This window comes from Leuconostoc falkenbergense (genome assembly GCF_014634805.1).
Classification (GTDB): domain Bacteria; phylum Bacillota; class Bacilli; order Lactobacillales; family Lactobacillaceae; genus Leuconostoc; species Leuconostoc falkenbergense.
The window spans coordinates 18038-36233 of sequence record NZ_BMBS01000010.1 but is presented as its reverse complement, the minus strand read 5'-3'; the positions used below and the strand labels follow the sequence as shown (position 1 = coordinate 36233).

Below are 18196 nucleotides of genomic sequence, written 5' to 3'. Positions count from 1 at the left end.
CTGGGCTGATGATCATTAGATGAATTATTAACTTAGCCACCGTCGATACGGGTTTGCTAGGAGTCGTAGTTAGCGCTACGGCTCTTTTCTATGTCTTTATTATAGCATAGCTTTTTCTTTTGTCACAAATTTAATGTTTTGTTCGCTTGCTTAATCGAACGCTTGTTCGTATAATGAATTATACACAATTGTTTTTGGAGGTTGCTGATGGAAAACGCAATCACAACTGAATATGATTATAGCAAAGAAAAGCGTGGCGTGTTTTTTTTAATTGATTCAAAAAGTTTCTACGCCAGTGTTGAAAATGTTGAGCGAGGCTTTAATCCATTAAAGGGCGATTTAGTCGTGATGTCTGAACAAGCAAACACGAATGGTGGTTTAGTCCTAGCGGCCTCACCAACAGCTAAAAAGGACTTAGGCATTAGTAACGTGATGCGTCAACGTGATTTACCTGATGTGCATGACTTGTTTATCGCACACCCTAGGATGAATAATTATATTGCTGAAAACCTAAAAATCAATAATATCTATCGTCAATACACCGATGATATTAACTTGCTGCCGTACTCGATTGATGAGTCTATTTTAGACGTAACCCACTCTTGGCGGTTGTTTGGTAAAACTCCTGAGGAAGTAGCTTTTAAAATTCAAAAGCAAGTTAGAGCAGAAACGGGTGTCTATTTAACGGTCGGTATTGGTGACACGCCTGTGCTCGCTAAAATAGCCTTAGACATTGAAGCAAAGCACACTAGAAACCTGACGGGTGTTTGGCACTATGAGGATGTGCCGACAAAATTATGGCCCATTACGAAACTTGATGATGTCTGGAGTATTGGCTCCCGTACGGCACACAAACTTGAAGTGATGGGTATCCATTCAATGTACGACTTAGCGCATCAGGATCCGTATCTATTTAGAGCAAAGATGGGGTTAGTGGGTGAGCAATTATTTGCCTTATCTTGGGGCATTGATCGTACAGATATGACTGAGGTGGTCGTTCCTAAAAGCAAATCATACGGTAATTCTCAGGTCTTACCACGTGACTATAAACGAAAAGAAGAAATTGAAATTGTTGTCCGTGAAATGGCAGATCAAGTGGCGACCAGAATTAGAGCACACAAGAAACAAACTTGTTTAGTCAGTCTTTTTATTGGTTATTCCTTTGCAGAAAGCGAACGCCAAGGGTCTCATGGTTTTAGAAAACAACAAAGAATTGATCCCACTAATGATACCCGCAAACTAATGGCAATTATGGTGGCTTTGTTTGAAAAGCATTGGCATGGTGAAGTGATTCGTAATATTGGGATTGATTATGGCGGCTTAATTGAGGACACTGGCGTGCAACTTGACCTCTTTGAGCAACCAGAAAAATCAATTAAATACAACAAGATTGATCAAGTTGTTGATGAAATTCGAAAACGGTTTGGCACCACAGCCCTGATGCGGGCAATGTCCAAAGAAAAAGGCGGTACGGCGATTAACCGTGCCAGCCTGGTTGGTGGTCATAACGGAGGTAACAGCTATGAGTGATGCAGAATTTAGTAAGATGATTAACAATTACTTTCAAAACGACTATCGCGAGCGTGGTAAGGTGAAGTGGAATGGCTATTTTCTCTCAGACCATACCTCAGCTTTAAAACGTGAAGCACAAGCAAAAAATGCAGTTCCTGTTAAATTACCAATGATGTCCTTAACGGCTTGTCAAAATATCTTGCGTCATGCCTCAGCGAATTATGAATTTGTGACTGTACAACAAAATATTGAGGACACGGACGGTCACTTAGTACCTAACCTAACAGGTTTGGTCGATGGCTTTTCTGATTTAGGGGTGTATATTAATGAGTCCTATATTGCATTTGAAAATATTAGAGCGGTGGTGAAAGAAGAATGAATCAAATTGATGCAGTCATTGTTGATATTAAAAAAATGTTTGCTAAGCAACCTAACACAATCTATGAAGTAAGGGTGGTCGATCAGATATACTCAAAGAAGGTCAATATTTTCTTTGAATACTATAAAATTGGCAAAGCAACACACTCACAACAAATTGCTCGCTTAGACAGTGAGTACAGAGAACAGATACCTGAAATCATTGCTAAAATACGCAAAGAAACGGGCTTAACAGTTAACACTAATATTTAAACAAAGGGGGTTACAAATGATAATTGATGAACATAGACAATGGCTAATAAATTTTTATAAACAACGTGAATGGTATCAGTATTCACCCTTTATCCGACTCAATTTTTTGATGGAAGAAGTTGGTGAGCTGGCACAAACAGTGCGAGCCATTGAACTGGGGCGTGATCATCCCGGTGAAACATCACAAACACCTACGGAGCTTAATGAGCATCTCAAAGAAGAATTAGCCGATGTTTTAGACCAGGTTTTGATTTTGAGTGATAAATATCATTTAGATGTCGACGAACTAATTGTTCAAGGTGAAACCAAATTAAAAAAGCGCTTTCATGAAGACTAAGAATTCATGCTATAATGATAGGCGTAAATGATACCAGTGGCATTTACAACGCGCTTAACCATTGGGTACCAAATGTTATAGTTCGGTAAAAGCTCTGATTATTCAGGGCTTTTTATTTTGTTATGAATTGTGATGACGCGGCCAATATATCATTAGTGCTAATACAAGTGAAAGAATGAGAATAATTAGCACCAGCATCGCTAAGACACTTTTGATGCCAAAAGCAATAGCTAGACTTATCAAAATAATAAGTGGTAAATAAAAGTACCAATATGAAATCAAGTGATCAACAAATAAGATTCCTAAATACAGGAAGGTGTCAAGGATGTTTCCAAGCAACCAGAACAAGAACATCGCCAATAAACATGCACAAAAGATTAACATGATTGTATCCTCCTAATCAGACAGTTGTGTGAGAAAAAGTGAAAAAGGATTCTTCATCACTGAGGGATAATTCAATAGATTCTTAATACCAAAATGCGATTGCTTGTGGAAAGTGCAGACAGGACAATCAACTGTGGTTGGATAACCATTAATAAAACAATAATCTGAAAACATCTGTGGCAAGATCCGTAATAGCTTTACTAATTCGATTCATAATTGTTTTCCCTCTTGTAAAAAAATTTCTGTAAATAAAATTTATATTGAATAAATATGTCGTGTACGATATAATTATTTCCAGAGGAGTTAGTCATGATTAAAAAAGGACAATTATATGACGAACTGTGTTTATCGATATATAATACAAATCGTTATTTTCATCGCTTGTATGCAGAACTGTTAGGGGGTTATGAGTTATCTTATTTACAATATATGTCATTGCTCATTATCTATAAGAAAGAAAAAGCGAAGTTGATGGATATTGGCGAGGAGTTAGAGTTGTCCAGTAATACATTAACACCCGTTATTGATAGATTAGTTAATAAAGAGTGGCTCATAAAAGTACCTAGTGAATTGGATAAACGTGTAAAATATCTAAAAATATCTGAATCGAAACGCCCAGTTTTTGAGCACATACTGTCAGATGTTGCAGTTGTCCGAGATGAACTAGTGGTGGCTAGCGAAAAATCTGTAATTTCAATGATTACCGAAAATGAGTCTTTAAACAAGACATTACGGGCAATGATTTTATCGCACAATAATAAAATAGAGGAGAAAATTAATGACGAATTATGATGTGATTTTTATTGGTAGCGGACATGCAGCATGGCACGGTGCACAAACCTTAGCACGTGAAGGCAAAAAAGTTGCCTTGATAGAAGAAAATAAAGTTGCTGGGACTTGCACAAACTTTGGGTGTAACGCTAAAATTTTATTGGATGGACCAGCAGAACTAATTCATCATTTGCATCACTATCATGGTATAGGTATTAACGATACACCAAATATTATTTGGCCAGAATTGATGGCATATAAGCACCAAGTGATTGACCCATTGTCTGACGGCCTGGCGCGCATGCTTTCGGTAGATGGTATTGACATTATTGCAGGTCACGCTGAGTTCACTGGTCAACAAACATTAATAGTTAATCATGTAGTATATCAAGCAGAGAAGTTCGTGATTGCCACAGGTCAAAAGCCCGCAAAATTAGCAATTCCAGGAGCTGAATTGCTACATGATAGCACTGAATTTTTAGAATTGCCTGAAATGCCAAGTTCAATCGTGTTTATTGGTGGAGGCTATATCGCAATGGAATTTGCTTCAATTGCTCGTGCTGCTGGCAGTCAAGTAACCGTTATTGAATATGGTGATCATGCATTATCTGGTTTTGATAGAGAATATTCTCAAGAAGTTGTAGAAGATATGATTGATAGGGGCATACATTTTGATTTTGGACAACGTGTATCTCATGTTGAACTTGATGAAAAGCAAAAATATTTGGTCGAGACAGCTCAAGGTAAAAGATATAATGCTGACTATGTGATGGACACAACAGGACGCGTTCCTAACATTGATAATTTAGGTCTGAAGGCAGCGGGTGTTGAATATAATAAGAGTGGTGTTGTTGTTGATGACTATCTTAGAACTTCTAATCCTAATATTTATGCAAGTGGCGATGTCATTGCGAAAGCTATACCACGCCTCACACCCACTGCTACCTTTGAATCACAGTATATTGCAAAAAAATTATCGGGTGATTCAGATCCCATTAAATACCCCGTAGTACCGTCTATTGCGTTTACACTTCCACGACTGGCTCAAGTGGGGATTTCAGTTGATGATGCTAAAAATGATGAAAGATTACGGATTCAGGAAATTCCTTATGGTCAACTCATGCGCTTTCAAACATTGAATGACGTTAAAGCAAAAATTAAGCTTGTAATTGACCAAGACAAAAAATTAGTGGGCGCGTCTCTAATTGGTGATTTCGCGCCAGAGGTTGTTAATGCACTGGTTCCAGTTATTAATAATGAGTATACTTCCCGTGACATACATGGCCAAATTTTTGCCTTTCCAACTCATTCTGGAATTATATTGCCCCTGATTGCCAATTATTTAGCCTAGGAGAGAATTAATGAAAGCAGCGATTATAAAAGAATATGGTGATGTTACACAACTTGAAATTACGAATACCAATAAACCTGTTGTCAATAATGATGAAGTTTTAGTTGAAAACGTGGCTACGAGTATCAATCCCATTGATTACAAAGCACGTCAAGGTCTACTTCAATCAATGTTTAACTGGCAATTTCCAGTAATTTTGGGATGGGATGTAGCTGGTAAAATTGTTGCCATCGGAGATCAAGTAACAGATTTTAATATAGGAGATGAAGTTTTTGCTCGTCCAGATATTGATCCTCTTGGTTTAAACGGGTCCTACGCAGAATATACTGCTGTTAAAGCTGACAAGTTAGCTTTAAAACCTAGCAATATTAATTTTGAACAGGCCGCTGCGGTCCCTTTGGCAGGCTTAACAGCTTTGCAAATGTTGAGGCAACTTAATTTGCAAGCAGGACAAAAAATATTGATTCAAGGTGGTGCAGGAGGAGTCGGAATTTTTGCGATTCAATTAGCCAAACAAATGGGTGCTTTCGTTGCTACTACTGCGAGTGCTAATAACAGTGAATTTGTTGAATCATTAGGCGCTGATTTAGTGATTGACTATCACAGAAATAACATTGATGAAGTACTGTCTAATTATGATGCTGTGCTTGATACCGTAGGCGATATTGAACGTGGTGTTAGCATACTGAGGAGCGGCGGACATTTTGTGACAATTTCAAGTTCATTAACTGATGATCAAAAAGCAGTATCGGATAAGCACGTCATGGCAGGTTGGTTACAGCCTAATGGTGAGGATTTAGCGTTATTAGCTAACGAAATTGAGAGTAATCATTTGAAAGTCGTACTAGACAGTACTTATCCGTTTACTACCGACGGAATCCAATCTGCCCAAAAGCGTATTGAAACACATCATGCCCGTGGGAAAGTTGTTGTTAAAATAAAAGATAAAGCTTAAATTTTTAAATCAATAAGGAGAAATATATGATTGGAACTATTTTAGTTATTTTCGTGGCTATCGAGGCCATTGGTATCATGATTTTAGAAATGTTTGGCTCATCGGGCCAGCAGGCTAAAGCATTTGAATTGGAAGAAGCTTTTGTGAAATTACCAGGAGTCAAAACTTTATTAGCAAATCAAGGTATATATAATGGACTTTTTGGCGCCTTGATTATTGGAACAGTTTTGCTTTTGACAGGATCACAACAATTAGTAATGCTAAGGTTAGAAATGCTTTTTGTTCTGCTAGCGGCAGTTTATGGTAGTCTCACTGCAGCCAGAAAAATTATTATTATGCAAGGACTTCCTGCTGTTCTTGCGCTTCTTTTGCTATTTTTTTAATATATGTATTATTTAGAAAATAAATGTAAGATGAATGGAACAATACTCTGAAAAAATGAACTTTGTTATTTATGTACAGTAACTTAAATTGTAAGTTTAGGATTGATAAATTATAATCGTTCTTTTGACGGTGCAGATAAGATTAAATTATTGATTTATTAACAACGGAGCATTGGCACTTAAAATTAGTCCCTTGGACAAAAAATTACGTTTTCATGTAAGAAAATGAAAACGTAATTTTTTTTTGAAAAGACTTGCATTATCCTCGTATCATGTATACAATATATCCATAGATAATTAAGGTGAACAAACAGAAGGGGAAAATATGAAATTTTGGAAAAGTGCTGAATGGGAGAGAATTAGTAAACTCCGCGGTCTGAAGTTATTATTAGTTGGAATAGCTGTTATTCCAAGTATTTATGCGGTTATTTTTCTTTCCTCTCTCTGGGATGCATATGGAAATGTAGATAATTTACCTGTTGCCATAGTCAACAAAGATCGAACATCCGAAATTAATAACAAGGATGAAAATTTAGGACAAGATTTAACTAATAAATTGATTGAAAAAAAGGCATTAAAATTTAGCACGGTGTCTTCAAAAGAAGCTTCCAAAGGCTTGAAAAGTGGGAAGTATTACATGACACTGACAATACCAGAGGACTTTACAAAGAATGCCGGTACGTTGTTAAGTTCAGATCCCAAGACTTCACAAATTATTATTGCCCATAATACAGGTCAGAGTTTTATTGCCGAAAAGATGACCGCGTCTGCTGCAACAAAAATCCAAGCCACTGTCAACAAATCATTACAAAAGGTTTATAACAAAACTATTTTATCAGCGATCACTTCCTCTGAGGGTGGGTTGAAGTCAGGTTCTGACGGAGCGTCAACTTTGGGCCAAGGTCTTGGCAAATTAGCTGATGGTGGTAATAATCTCAGTGATGGTGCTAAAACATTAACCACTGGTGCATCATCTCTGAAAAATGGATTATCTCAATATACACAAGGGGTTTCACAGGCAAATAGCGGCACAAGTAATTTGGTCAGCGGTACGGTTTCTGCAGCAAATGGATCCACCGCATTAGCTAATGGCACTGGACAATTAGCCAGCAATATGTCACTGTTAGAGTCGGGCAGTCGGCAGATAGCACTTGGGACGCAACAATTAGCCGATCAGCTACAAAAGATTGGTAATGAAATTAGCAACCAGCAAAAAGCAAAAACAAGCGACCTAACTAAACTTGAAAATGGTTTAGAAGATTTATCAGATTCTCTTTCGGCTCTGGATAAATTGGAAATCCCCACAATTAGCATAAATCAGACACAATTAGAAGATGATTCTGAAAATTTGGCGTCTTCACTTGGTGCAACGGGCCAAGATGTTAAAAGTTTAAGTGAGTTGAGTCAAAATACAGAATTTAAAAACTTTCTTGCTAGTAATCCAAATTTTGCAGAGCAATATGCAGCCATAATGGATGGCTTGTCAAATAATGTACCAAAGAGCATCAAGGCAGCTGGGGACATAAAAGGACAATTGGATAGCTTAGATGCAGTTTTGCCAGAATTAAACGCGCTGAAAAAAACACTGTCTTCTTTCAAGGTAAAGGCAAAAGAGGGCTCCTTAGCTGCTGAGATGGCTAAAAGCACTATTGAGACGTTATCGGATAATTTGACAACTATCAGTCAAGGGTTACTTAACGACGCGGTACCAGGAGCACAAAAGCTTGCAAATGGTGCAGAGAATCTGAACGCCGGACAAAAAAGAGCTACTGCTGCTGTCAACCAATTAAATTCTGGAGCTGGTCAATTAGCAAGTGGCAGTAGCCAGCTCGCTATCGGAGCTACTCAACTCAGCTCTGGATTGAATCAATTGAATAATAATAGTCATACTTTGAACAGTGGAGCGACTCAACTACAAACAGGTTCTCAGAAAATTAGCGATGGATCGTCACAATTAGTTTCTGGATTACAAACCGCACAGCAGGGAACGCAAACGTTGGCTCAAAAACTCGCTGAAGGCTCGATAAAGCTCTCTGTTATTAATAGCAAAAAAAGCAACGTCAATGCGTTAAGCCAACCAGTAAGAAGTTCGCAGCACAACCTCTCAACCGTTCAAAATAATGGTACAGGAATGACACCGTATATGATGTCTGTAGGACTATTTGTCGGTATGATAACTTTCAGTGCGATTTATGATTTCGTTACTGTTGCAAAGCGGCCGCGAAACGGATTCGCTTGGTGGGCACAAAAACAAGCAGTTAATGTACCAGTATGGATTGCACAGGCTCTGTTATTAACGACTTTATTGTTGCTAGTGGATGGACTTGAGCCTAAAAGTATTCCACTGCTGTACTTATCAGCACTAATTGTCGCGTTCGCGTTCAACCAATTTGTGCTATTATTTAGTACTTTATTTGGTAAACTAGGCTCTGGTTTAATGATTATCGCATTAGTTCTGCAACTCAGTGCTAGCGCTGGGTCATATCCTATTGAGTTGTCAAATGGTTTCTTTCAAGCAATACATCCATGGATCCCGATGACTTTTTCTGTTCATGCATTCAGAGAGGTAATTTCGATTGGCGGTAATATTACTGGTGACTTGATAGTTTTGCTATCAATTGGTATTATATCAATGGTATTAACATGGGGTGTATATCATTGGAAATTAAAGCATAATAACCTTATTTGGTCTCAAGATTGATAATAATGTTATTTACCAAGAGAAGATAGGTGGAAATATTATAATGAAAATGTCCAAAGCTGTGGAACAAAGTTTAGTTGTATTGGTCATGCTTGAACTGCAAACAGACCATGAACCCGTGAAAAGCTATCTACTTAGTGATCGTTTACAAGTCTCAGAATCCTACCTTAAAAAAACAATGAGAAAGTTGGTTGTTGCAGGAATAGTAGATGCAATAGCTAGTAAAGAAGGTGGCTTCAAATTAGCTAGACCGACGGACAAAATTACATTACTGGACGTTTACGAAGCAATTGAAGGAGATGGCAGTTTTATACATTCTACACAGTTAGCAGATCGAATTTTTTTGAACCAACAGTCAGATAAACCTGTTGAAGATGTCCAAGAAGTTTTGGATGTTGCCATTGCTGACGTTCTGACGACTTTTAGCGCGGCCGAGCAGGATTTTAAAAAAAGATTAAAGAGTTATACAATTGCAAATTTAATGCAAAATGTTGATTCAACGCAATTTGGTGAAATTGATTGGCGCTAGCTCAACTCCAAAAATTGTCATATAGCAGGTATTTATAGATTATATTTTTCGTACAGATAGTGTTTGAGTTTTGCCAAGCACCGATTAAAGAGGCGACATCTTATTTGGATGCCGTTTTTTTATGTCCAATATATGTCATGAATTAGAAAGGAATGTCATGAAATTCTATTTATCAATTATCGCAACAGGCATTGTTAGTTTTATGGGAGTGTTAGTTGAGACAGCAATGAATGTCACTTTTCCAACATTAATGAATCAATTTAAAATCGAACCAAATGTTGTTCAGTGGTTGACAACTGGTTATTTAGTTGCACTATCTATTTTGTTGCCAATGTCTGTGGTTTTAATAAAAAAGTATAAAATTAAATCTCTATTTATTTCAGCAATACTTTGCTTGGTTTTAGGTACTTTGTTGGGTGCATTTGCTGTCAGCTTTGAAATGTTGATAGCAGCACGTGCGTTTCAAGGGATTGGTACAGGAATTGCGCTACCATTGATGTACCATATTATTTTGACACAATCGCCTAAGTCAAAACTACCTATTATGATGGGATTAGGTGGGATGGCGACCTCGATAGCTCCAGCGTTTGGACCAGCATATGGCGGGTTTATGCTTCAGACATTTGGTTGGCGTTATATATTTGTTGGTTTGTTACCAATTATATGTTTTTCTTTAATTATCGGTATTTGCAGTATTGAAAGTCATGGAATTGAAGAAAGCTCAGATATCAAAATGCCTTTTAATACACTTGCTTATTTGATTGTTGCAGTTGTCTCTTTGTTTTTATTTTTGAGTCATTTTAAAATTGTATTTGTGGTTATCAGTATAATAGCGTGGATTCTTTTTGGTATTACAAACAAGGTTCACAAACTTATAGAGCTAATTATTTTGAAACAAAGAAAATATACCTTACTACTGATTTCATTATTAACGTATCAGATGCTACTATTGTCAGTGGCATTTATCATTCCAAATTTTATTCAAATCAAAATGGGAATTAACCCAATGCAGGCTGGTATGTTTATGATTCCAGGTGCCTTTGTGGGCGCAATTCTTGCACCGCTTTCTGGAAATTTACTGAATAAGTTCAAAGAACAGTATGTGATCTGTTTAGGTACAGCACTAACAATCATTCCATTAATCATTATGATTTGTTACATTGAAATCTTATCCTACAATATATTCCTGTTGTTACATATATTAATGATGGTTGGTGTCGGTGTAACTTATACTAACTTAATGACACTATCATTGTCAAAATTGCAGGTCAATAACTTATCTGATGGCAGTGCAATTAATAATACTTTACAACAAATAGCCGGTGCTTTCGGTACTGTGATTAGCGCACAAATATTAACGTTCTTTTTATCTAAGAACGAACAAATTGGTATTGTAACAGGTAGCCAAGTTTCATTAATCCTTATTAGTGTGCTGTTATTTATTTCTCTATTTGGCTCATTTAGCGCCTTAAAAAAGTAATTTTAAGGGACATACATTATTAGATCAAAAACTCGGATTACTGCTGTCTAAATAAATTTGTCTATGACATAATCTTCACGTAAATTACAGCAATGGCATTTACAACGCGCTTAACCATTGGATACCGAATGTTATAGTTCGGTAAAAGCTCTGATTATTCAAGGCTTTTTATTTTGTTATGAATTGTGATGACGCGGCCAATATATCATTAGTGCTAATACAAGTGAAAGAATGAGAATAATTAGCACCAGCATCGCTAAGATACTTTTGATGCCAAAAACAATAGCCAGACTTATCAAAATAATAAGTGATAAATAAAAGTACCAATATGAAATGAAATGACCAACAAATAGGATACTCAAATACAGGATGGTGCCCATGATGTGGCCAAATAGCCAAAACAGAAACATTGCTAATAAACATAAACAAAAGATTAACATGCTAGGTTCCTCCTAATTAGAGAGTTGTGTGAGACAAAGTGAAAAGAGCTCCTTTGTCACTGAGGGATAGTTCAATAAATTCTTAATACCAAAATGCGTTTGCGTATAAGCACAGACCAGATAACCAAAATACCAGTCATGACCTGATTCACTCAGACCATCCGGGTGGTCAACAAAAAGGCGTTGCAGCCGCTTTAAAATGCGCGGACCAAAAATAACATCGTCAAAGATTTCTTGTGCTAAACCTGGATAGATATATTGACCGTTGCTTTTTAAAATGACTAACACGTTAGCATTAGTAGTGTTAGACAATGTTTTAGTTGTGAGTTTTGACATGAGTTTTCTCCTTATGGGGCAGGTGACCAGTATCGATCCAGCTACGCGTCGCTTTATAAGCGGACTGCTTAAAAGCCAAACATGCTAAGACATAAAAGCCAGCCAGGGTGAGTAAGACATACAGCATCGTGCCATTGATGACCATTAGTAAAATATCCAAACTGATAATTGTTGCGGCAATAGTAGTGATAACTTTGGTAATTCGATTCATAGTAGTTCTCCTTGATTATGTACGCACCAGGCAGAAACCATTTCCTGTCGGCCCTGCCTGTGATTGGTGTGTTATTTCGTTTTGACGAAGAACATGGGGACACAAGCAGCGCAGAATACAAGGGTGAGCGTAGCGAATTTACGAAGCCCTTTTATTCTGGGCTAGTGCTTGTTGCTGTGGTATCACCACCACAGCTTACAAGTCACTGGTTGTGGCACAATGTTTGACTCAAAGCGAAGTGGCACCCAAGACCTTGGCAGGACAAGCGTAGCGTGTTTGATCCCGCTTGCGGGTCTGGGGAGCACGGCAAAAAATTTTTACCGCTCATCATCTTCATGTGCAATCATAATCACACCAACTATGTAATAGAGTATGTAAACCAATAAAATGATTAACACAAATAATTTAAAAACAAATGTCCCCATATTGCCACGCTCCTATTTGTGATTAAAATTCCTCGTAATCTGTTGTCTCTTGTTTGTACTCCGCACTGATTTCACGTAAATCTAAATCATCTGCCCCTAAAATCACTTTTTCATCAAAATAGTGACGTTTACCAATTTCAACAGCTTGTGTCAGTTTCTGCTCATCTGTGAGTGTATCAGGGACATTAACTACCACTGTTCTAACCAATGTTTCCATATATTTAACGTTGACGATTGCCGTATTATTCTCCTTAAATTGTGGTTCTTAGGGTAACCTCAGCCAATTCTTCCATGATAAATGCGCTTAATCGCAGTGCTTCATCATCTGATAAATCAATTTCGCCAGAACTATTGCTTTGATTTTCGCTTACCAGTATTTCTGAGCCACCCAGAGGTTGTTTATCAGACCAAGAAAAGTAACGTATTGCTATATTTTCAATCACTTCATCATTCATTGTCATCTGTCTCCTGTTGGTTTTGCGTGTAATAGGTCAGTCCATTTTCTTCAACTTGATTGAACATTTGGATAAAGTCCTTATCAAGGATATTTTTCTTTTTGTTCAATTCAAATTGTGACCAAGTAAATTCCATTGCTTGATATTGACTGGGGGTAATACTGCTAGGCTTTACTTTGGTATCAAGGCAGAGCATAGCTTGATAAAATAACTTTGGGCTTTCTTTTTGCAAAGCTTGCAAAGTGTTGAAAATGGTGTTGACTAATGAAACACTAACGCTTGCTTCAACCATTTCTTCAAAGCCTTTACTTAATTGCGCTTTATAGTGACTAGTTGGCACTTTGGTCTCATTGAACAAATAAGTCATGTCAGCGATTGATTGTGCCATTTTGGCGATTGGTAATTTGCTAAAATCATCATAGAATTGCTTTGTCATTATTTTTTCTCCAGTTCATCAACATTGACTAATTTAATATTGTTGCCGTATTGGGTGTCTAAAAAGGCAAACGTGTCTTTCAAAATATAATCTGTAGAACGATTAGCGCCATAGATTTGTAAATAAATTGGATAGCCATGCGTGAGAACAACTTGCTTATCTGTTGAGGCATAACGCACGGTATGACCGCTGTTGCGAATAAGTTGATAATAAACTTCCATAAGAAATAAACCTTTCCAAAACTTTTTCCTGTTGGCAATCGCTCCAATTGAGCTGGTTGCGTCGTGACGGGTAACAATTGGCATGATAACCAAAGAAACACAAGGATTGCGCAGCAACTTGTTACGTCCTTGTGTTGCTTTGTAGAGACTGTTTGGCGCTTGCGCCTTACAGACTCTTTATCATGCGATTGTGAAAACGGCACAGAGCAAACAGAACAATTTGGTGCGATGCGAACGGAAGTGAGCCTTTTGAACCCCCAATTAACTTTACTGGTGTGGTATCAACCACGCCTGTCAAGTTAATGATCAGGGGGACTGGGGGAAGGGCTATGACTAAAAAATAGTCATGGCTTGTTTTATTGAGATATTGATTGAACAATAGCGTCAAGAATTGTATCAATTGAAACACTCGCTAGAATGTCTCCATAATCTTTGAAGTAAGTTCCGTTATGTCTCGCAAGACCATTACTAGCCACGGTTATCTCATCACCATTTTTTAGGGTTGCAATCACCACACCATTGGTAGTGATTAGCTTATTTACAATTTCAAATGGGTTAGTTTCTGTCATTTTGTTGCTCCTTGTCTGATTTTGGTGAGTGATAGTCTGGGCTGTTTAGCCACCATGCATTCATGATTTTAAACAACTTTTTACGAATGGTTGCTGCACTGGCTTTGGGGTTGCCACATACTAGTTCCGTCACATCTTTATTAAAAACAAGATTGGATAATGGATATTCTGCAAACCGCAATGAGAAGAAATAGTCATAGTCACCGTCATTGTAGTCATTACGATACGCCTGCAAGCGAATTTGTTTTAATTGTTTGTCGCAATCCCGCCAGCTCAGTAATTCTGCAGTTATTGAAATATTTTGTTCAATCATCATATAGTCAGTTATCAAGTCTTGATGAGGTTCATACCATGCCATAGTGTCTCCTTTACATCCAATCTGGTCTTTCATCACCATCAATACTGCCGTGAATATGATTTACTAGAATTTCGTTTGTGACCGTGATGTTGTTGTCTGCGACATAGCCAATTGTTAATCTATCAAATTTCTCATTTAGATGTTGATGGTGTACCCAATTGTTGTTGACGGGATAATAAAGTCCTAGCTCGGATAACTCGTCTTCCAATCCTGACCAAACATTAGCCGTTAAATCATCTTCATCATAGTCTTTAGCTTGATAAACAAGTTCTACGGCTTGAATAGCACCGCTAGGAATGAGTGCCATTACAGAATTTTGTAAGTAGATCTCCATTCTAATAATTCTGATATTCATATTTCACCACCATTCTGTATAGTACAAATTTTCTGAATCACTGTTGTAAGTAAATTCTTTCTGAAGAAAATGCCGTGTGTCTCTCAACACTTCAAAATAATAGCCGTCATAGTCTGTACTACCAAAGAAAAACCCTGATGCTGTTGGTAACAACTCTAGTGCCAAAGCATGGCTTGGCAAAACCTGTTCAATATCACTCGTTAAAGCCTCTAAGTCATCACGAGTGATAGCAATCTTCAATTGGTCATTAGGGTCTAAGTCAAAGCGTCTTACAAACCAATCTCTAATTTGATTGGCTTTACGCCATGAGTGAATAATGACGGCTTTACCTGTTTGCTTGTTCTCTGTTTGTAAATACATATCTAAGCCCATAGTCTTGTCCTCCTGTTGGCCTGTTTTGTGACCAATTTATTCTTATTGCGTTGTGAACGGATAAACTAAAACAAGCCAGGGCGGGTTTGCAAAGCTCGCGTAGCGACACGCAGTGCTTGGCCTTGCAAATTTAGCCCCAAATCTTTGGACTTTAGTCCTTAGATTTGCTTGACTTGTTAGAGTTTTGGTAGTCACAAAAGCAAGAATAGATGGTGCATAACAGCCAGCAGGCAGGAAAGCCATCACATTTAAACGGTTTGAAAATCGTTTGAATGTGATGGCTTTTTTTGAACCCCCAATTAACTTTACTGGTGTGGTAATAACCACGCCTGTCAAGTTAATGATTAGGGGGACTGGGGGAGGTTTGTGATGTCTCAGGAAAAACCATTTACTTTTATGAGGTTATTTAAAAGGTTGGTATATTGACCCTATATTAAACAAAAAGGGAGCTACAAAATGGCTAAAAAAACGATTGACCAACAAATCAAAGAAAAGCAAACACGTTTGGATGAACTAGATTTACAAGCAAAGGCAATTCAAGACGAAAAGCGGGCCATCAAAAAAGACATCAAACAACTTAATGACGCTCTTGTGGCTGAATTGGGACGATCACTGTTAGCCAAAATGAATTTGGAAACAGATGATATTGACCAGGCATTTGCTGAATTGAATCACTTACCAATTGACAAACAAGTTGGAGGACAAGCTCATGGCGATCAGTAAGGAAGAACGTGCGCAACTCAAACTGTTACCAATTCGGGGCTATTGCGATTGGAAAGGTATTCCTTACACAACGGATACTCCTACTGAGTTACGCATGGTTGATCACGATAGTTTGGTGGTTAGAACAAAATTAAACCGTTTTGTCTGGAACTCGACTGGTGTTAAAGGTGATTTGGTTGATTTCATCCACTACTACGAATTAGGCAAATCAGATGGTGACAGTAAAGGTCCTGCTATTAAAAATCAACTGGCCTACGCGCGCTTTGTCAAAGGTGAAAATATTGATGTCTCTAAACTGTACGAAGACAACACACCGCGTTACAAGTTTGATTATGACAAGGTCTTCAAAACTCAAGAAACAAACGTAGCCAAAGATTATTTAGTTAATCAACGCAAGCTCAATCCACAGTTCGTTGACAATTTATTGAAAAGTGGCGCAGTGGTACAAGGTAGCCGTTACCGTGAAGGTGATAAGTTGCATCAAAACCCCGTCATCTTTCCCTGGAAGGATGTGAATGGCAAAATTGTGGGCGCTGATCGTCAAGGGACTGAACAAGACTTTGAACATTACAAAAAGCGTGGCACATCCAAAAAAATCTTTGCTGGCAGTGATACCTCAACGGGTTATAACCTCTCATTTGGTTCAGGTGATAAAACATTGATTTTATTTGAAAGCCCAATTGATTTATTGAGTTATGCACAACAAAATCATCAAGACATGGTGAAAAGTAACGCCACGCTATTGTCTGTGTCTGGCACTGATGCTAAGCGTGGCTTGCAATATTTGAATGATGCGGTTGCTGCTAAGCAAGCCAAATTTAATAAGATCACTGTGGCTTTTGATAACGATGTCGCGGGGTTTAAAGCTGCAGATTACTTTGATCGATTTAGCTTTAAAAATCCAATTACTGGTGAAGCGATTGAAGCAGAACGTCATATTCCCTTACAAGGCAAAGATTGGAACGAACAACTGAAAGCAGGTGTTACAGGCCGTCGTGTCATGAGTATGACGGATAATGCTAATCGCCTAGATGCCTTAGAAAAACTTGCAGTGCAAGAGACACAAACAGGCAAACCTGATTATGTGGATGTCAAAATGAGCACCATTCAACCTGTTAAGCCAACTGTTGAGGAACAAACACCTAAAAAGGGTAAAGAGCGTCGTTCCAAAGCTGACCGTCGTAAGGAAAATGCTTTGAAGAATAAGCAGATTATTCAAGAGGCAATGGGAAAGGTGGCTAAGTACCAACAAGATCCCGCTGAACTCAAAAAGCTCCTTGACTTTACTGCTACTGGCTTAAATTATTCGGCTCGTAATTCAATGTTGATTCAACTACAAAATCCAAAAGCCACCTTGTTAAAAGGCTACAAACAATGGTCTGCTGATGGCATCCAAGTTAATAAGGGGGAAAAGGGCATCAAAATATTTGGCGCCCCAACAAACTTGAAAACCATTATTGACAGCAATGGTGAAAAGATACGTTGGGCGGATGCAACGCCTGAACAAAAACAGTTAGCCAATAACAATCAATTGGAAGTCCGCAGTGTAAAACATTATCCAGTCGAAACCGTATTTGATGTTCGTCAAACCAATGCCATAGCTGAGCAGTTGCCCAGCATGTTACCGAATCGTCCAATTGACTTAGCCACTGATAAAAGTCCAAAACATTTGGATGCGGCCTATAAAACGTTGTTGAAGTTCGCCGACAAACTTAAAGTGCCCGTCATTGACCAAGGTGTAGATGAACAAATTGCCAAGCGGCCAATGACCTGGCAGGGACAAGCAAAAGGGGCCTTTGTTCAATCAAAAACTAATAAGGATGAAAAATATATCCTATTGCGCAGTGATCTTACCCCAACCGATAAAATCCACACCTTAGCACACGAAATAGCGCACGCGCAGCTTCATTCTTTGCAGAGTCAAAATAATTGGCCCACAGCCATTAAAGAAACGCAGGCAGAGTTATCCAGCTATGTGATTACTAAAAACCTAGGCATTGAGCCTGGTGAAAAAAGCGTTGATTATATTGCGGGTTGGTCAAAGAACTTAAAGGCGCTAGAGGGTCAAAATACTGGCAAAATCATTAGTCAGGCACTCAAAGCAAGTACGGATGTTACTCAGTATTTATCGGATAACTTGAGCAACGGTGAAGTACGCCAACCAAAAACAACAAAATTGCTTAAGCCTGATAAGTTAGCGGTTGTCGAACAAAACTATCAGGCCATTAATCAAACAAGTACACGACACATGTAAAAGGAGCA

Annotated in this window: 23 protein-coding genes; 13 read left to right on the top strand and 10 right to left on the bottom strand. The window is 38.1% G+C overall.

Annotated features, from left to right (window positions below):
* The first annotated feature begins 207 nt into the window (after positions 1–207).
* The 11 genes from IEU71_RS03395 to IEU71_RS03345 all read left to right on the top strand — a co-directional run bounded on the left by IEU71_RS03395 (position 208) and on the right by IEU71_RS03345 (position 11033).
* Positions 208–1530, top strand: coding sequence for a Y-family DNA polymerase (locus tag IEU71_RS03395; protein ID WP_080519728.1), 1323 nt, complete (start codon positions 208–210; stop codon positions 1528–1530).
* Positions 1523–1891, top strand: a complete 369-nt coding sequence (locus tag IEU71_RS03390; RefSeq protein ID WP_004915897.1) for a hypothetical protein — start codon at positions 1523–1525, stop codon at positions 1889–1891. Before IEU71_RS03395 ends, IEU71_RS03390 begins: the two co-directional genes overlap by 8 nt.
* A complete protein-coding gene (locus tag IEU71_RS03385; protein WP_004915898.1) occupies positions 1888–2142 on the top strand; it encodes a hypothetical protein in 255 nt (84 codons plus the stop codon). Before IEU71_RS03390 ends, IEU71_RS03385 begins: the two co-directional genes overlap by 4 nt.
* Positions 2143–2158: 16 nt before the next feature.
* Positions 2159–2479 (top strand): MazG nucleotide pyrophosphohydrolase domain-containing protein, encoded by a 321-nt coding sequence (locus IEU71_RS03380; protein ID WP_004915900.1) that lies wholly within the window; start codon positions 2159–2161, stop codon positions 2477–2479.
* A gap of 693 nt (positions 2480–3172) precedes the next feature.
* Entirely contained in the window at positions 3173–3655 is a 483-nt protein-coding gene (locus tag IEU71_RS03375; RefSeq protein WP_004915902.1) for a MarR family winged helix-turn-helix transcriptional regulator, read from the top strand.
* Positions 3642–4985: a dihydrolipoyl dehydrogenase family protein gene (locus IEU71_RS03370; RefSeq protein ID WP_004915904.1), complete on the top strand. Its 1344-nt coding sequence runs from the start codon at positions 3642–3644 to the stop codon at positions 4983–4985. The genes IEU71_RS03375 and IEU71_RS03370 overlap by 14 nt, the downstream gene beginning before the upstream one ends.
* Before the next feature lie 10 nt (positions 4986–4995).
* Positions 4996–5940, top strand: a complete 945-nt coding sequence (locus IEU71_RS03365) for an NADP-dependent oxidoreductase (protein WP_004915907.1) — start codon at positions 4996–4998, stop codon at positions 5938–5940.
* 26 nt (positions 5941–5966) lie between these two features.
* A complete protein-coding gene (locus tag IEU71_RS03360; RefSeq protein ID WP_004915909.1) occupies positions 5967–6323 on the top strand; it encodes a DUF1304 domain-containing protein in 357 nt (118 codons plus the stop codon).
* A 325-nt stretch (positions 6324–6648) separates the two neighbouring features.
* The gene (locus IEU71_RS03355; protein ID WP_004915911.1) at positions 6649–9024 is read left to right on the top strand and encodes a YhgE/Pip domain-containing protein; all 2376 of its coding nucleotides are present in this window, start codon (positions 6649–6651) and stop codon (positions 9022–9024) included.
* A 43-nt stretch (positions 9025–9067) separates the two neighbouring features.
* Positions 9068–9553 (top strand): RrF2 family transcriptional regulator, encoded by a 486-nt coding sequence (locus IEU71_RS03350; RefSeq protein WP_004915913.1) that lies wholly within the window; start codon positions 9068–9070, stop codon positions 9551–9553.
* Positions 9554–9674: 121 nt separating this feature from the next.
* The gene (locus IEU71_RS03345; protein WP_004915915.1) at positions 9675–11033 is read left to right on the top strand and encodes an MFS transporter; all 1359 of its coding nucleotides are present in this window, start codon (positions 9675–9677) and stop codon (positions 11031–11033) included.
* A 452-nt stretch (positions 11034–11485) separates the two neighbouring features.
* Here the strand turns inward: IEU71_RS03345 and IEU71_RS03340 are convergent, their stop codons facing one another.
* The 10 genes from IEU71_RS03340 to IEU71_RS03295 form a co-directional block, all read right to left on the bottom strand.
* Positions 11486–11809 (bottom strand): hypothetical protein, encoded by a 324-nt coding sequence (locus tag IEU71_RS03340; protein ID WP_004915917.1) that lies wholly within the window; start codon positions 11807–11809, stop codon positions 11486–11488.
* Complete coding sequence (locus IEU71_RS03335) at positions 11790–12020, bottom strand: hypothetical protein (RefSeq protein WP_010006590.1); 231 nt, start codon at positions 12018–12020, stop codon at positions 11790–11792. The genes IEU71_RS03340 and IEU71_RS03335 overlap by 20 nt, the downstream gene beginning before the upstream one ends.
* A gap of 447 nt (positions 12021–12467) precedes the next feature.
* Entirely contained in the window at positions 12468–12662 is a 195-nt protein-coding gene (locus IEU71_RS03330) for a hypothetical protein (RefSeq protein ID WP_004901793.1), read from the bottom strand.
* Between the two features lie 34 nt (positions 12663–12696).
* Complete coding sequence (locus IEU71_RS03325; protein WP_233539855.1) at positions 12697–12906, bottom strand: hypothetical protein; 210 nt, start codon at positions 12904–12906, stop codon at positions 12697–12699.
* Positions 12893–13336 (bottom strand): hypothetical protein, encoded by a 444-nt coding sequence (locus tag IEU71_RS03320; protein WP_004915922.1) that lies wholly within the window; start codon positions 13334–13336, stop codon positions 12893–12895. The genes IEU71_RS03325 and IEU71_RS03320 overlap by 14 nt, the downstream gene beginning before the upstream one ends.
* Positions 13336–13557: a hypothetical protein gene (locus IEU71_RS03315; RefSeq protein ID WP_004915923.1), complete on the bottom strand. Its 222-nt coding sequence runs from the start codon at positions 13555–13557 to the stop codon at positions 13336–13338. The genes IEU71_RS03320 and IEU71_RS03315 overlap by 1 nt, the downstream gene beginning before the upstream one ends.
* Before the next feature lie 356 nt (positions 13558–13913).
* Entirely contained in the window at positions 13914–14126 is a 213-nt protein-coding gene (locus tag IEU71_RS03310; protein ID WP_004915924.1) for a hypothetical protein, read from the bottom strand.
* Positions 14113–14484 carry a hypothetical protein gene (locus tag IEU71_RS03305; RefSeq protein ID WP_004915925.1) on the bottom strand — a complete coding sequence of 124 codons (372 nt, stop codon included), beginning with the start codon at positions 14482–14484 and terminating at the stop codon, positions 14113–14115. The genes IEU71_RS03310 and IEU71_RS03305 overlap by 14 nt, the downstream gene beginning before the upstream one ends.
* A gap of 10 nt (positions 14485–14494) precedes the next feature.
* Complete coding sequence (locus IEU71_RS03300) at positions 14495–14839, bottom strand: hypothetical protein (RefSeq protein ID WP_036067271.1); 345 nt, start codon at positions 14837–14839, stop codon at positions 14495–14497.
* Positions 14840–14842: 3 nt separating this feature from the next.
* Positions 14843–15211, bottom strand: a complete 369-nt coding sequence (locus IEU71_RS03295; protein ID WP_004915927.1) for a hypothetical protein — start codon at positions 15209–15211, stop codon at positions 14843–14845.
* A 456-nt stretch (positions 15212–15667) separates the two neighbouring features.
* On the opposite strand from IEU71_RS03295, the gene IEU71_RS03290 reads away from it, so the two are divergent.
* Positions 15668–15934 carry a hypothetical protein gene (locus IEU71_RS03290; protein WP_002814593.1) on the top strand — a complete coding sequence of 89 codons (267 nt, stop codon included), beginning with the start codon at positions 15668–15670 and terminating at the stop codon, positions 15932–15934.
* Entirely contained in the window at positions 15921–18188 is a 2268-nt protein-coding gene (locus tag IEU71_RS03285) for an ArdC-like ssDNA-binding domain-containing protein (protein WP_004915928.1), read from the top strand. The genes IEU71_RS03290 and IEU71_RS03285 overlap by 14 nt, the downstream gene beginning before the upstream one ends.
* The last annotated feature ends 8 nt before the right edge of the window (positions 18189–18196 follow it).

Coding starts and splice junctions, on each gene's coding strand:
- IEU71_RS03395 (WP_080519728.1), top strand. CDS start 208: ATGGAAAACGCAATCACAACTGAATATGATTATAGCAAAGAAAAGCGT.
- IEU71_RS03390 (WP_004915897.1), top strand. CDS start 1,523: ATGAGTGATGCAGAATTTAGTAAGATGATTAACAATTACTTTCAAAAC.
- IEU71_RS03385 (WP_004915898.1), top strand. CDS start 1,888: ATGAATCAAATTGATGCAGTCATTGTTGATATTAAAAAAATGTTTGCT.
- IEU71_RS03380 (WP_004915900.1), top strand. CDS start 2,159: ATGATAATTGATGAACATAGACAATGGCTAATAAATTTTTATAAACAA.
- IEU71_RS03375 (WP_004915902.1), top strand. CDS start 3,173: ATGATTAAAAAAGGACAATTATATGACGAACTGTGTTTATCGATATAT.
- IEU71_RS03370 (WP_004915904.1), top strand. CDS start 3,642: ATGACGAATTATGATGTGATTTTTATTGGTAGCGGACATGCAGCATGG.
- IEU71_RS03365 (WP_004915907.1), top strand. CDS start 4,996: ATGAAAGCAGCGATTATAAAAGAATATGGTGATGTTACACAACTTGAA.
- IEU71_RS03360 (WP_004915909.1), top strand. CDS start 5,967: ATGATTGGAACTATTTTAGTTATTTTCGTGGCTATCGAGGCCATTGGT.
- IEU71_RS03355 (WP_004915911.1), top strand. CDS start 6,649: ATGAAATTTTGGAAAAGTGCTGAATGGGAGAGAATTAGTAAACTCCGC.
- IEU71_RS03350 (WP_004915913.1), top strand. CDS start 9,068: ATGAAAATGTCCAAAGCTGTGGAACAAAGTTTAGTTGTATTGGTCATG.
- IEU71_RS03345 (WP_004915915.1), top strand. CDS start 9,675: ATGTCCAATATATGTCATGAATTAGAAAGGAATGTCATGAAATTCTAT.
- IEU71_RS03340 (WP_004915917.1), bottom strand. CDS start 11,809: ATGTCAAAACTCACAACTAAAACATTGTCTAACACTACTAATGCTAAC.
- IEU71_RS03335 (WP_010006590.1), bottom strand. CDS start 12,020: ATGAATCGAATTACCAAAGTTATCACTACTATTGCCGCAACAATTATC.
- IEU71_RS03330 (WP_004901793.1), bottom strand. CDS start 12,662: ATGGAAACATTGGTTAGAACAGTGGTAGTTAATGTCCCTGATACACTC.
- IEU71_RS03325 (WP_233539855.1), bottom strand. CDS start 12,906: ATGACAATGAATGATGAAGTGATTGAAAATATAGCAATACGTTACTTT.
- IEU71_RS03320 (WP_004915922.1), bottom strand. CDS start 13,336: ATGACAAAGCAATTCTATGATGATTTTAGCAAATTACCAATCGCCAAA.
- IEU71_RS03315 (WP_004915923.1), bottom strand. CDS start 13,557: ATGGAAGTTTATTATCAACTTATTCGCAACAGCGGTCATACCGTGCGT.
- IEU71_RS03310 (WP_004915924.1), bottom strand. CDS start 14,126: ATGACAGAAACTAACCCATTTGAAATTGTAAATAAGCTAATCACTACC.
- IEU71_RS03305 (WP_004915925.1), bottom strand. CDS start 14,484: ATGGCATGGTATGAACCTCATCAAGACTTGATAACTGACTATATGATG.
- IEU71_RS03300 (WP_036067271.1), bottom strand. CDS start 14,839: ATGAATATCAGAATTATTAGAATGGAGATCTACTTACAAAATTCTGTA.
- IEU71_RS03295 (WP_004915927.1), bottom strand. CDS start 15,211: ATGGGCTTAGATATGTATTTACAAACAGAGAACAAGCAAACAGGTAAA.
- IEU71_RS03290 (WP_002814593.1), top strand. CDS start 15,668: ATGGCTAAAAAAACGATTGACCAACAAATCAAAGAAAAGCAAACACGT.
- IEU71_RS03285 (WP_004915928.1), top strand. CDS start 15,921: ATGGCGATCAGTAAGGAAGAACGTGCGCAACTCAAACTGTTACCAATT.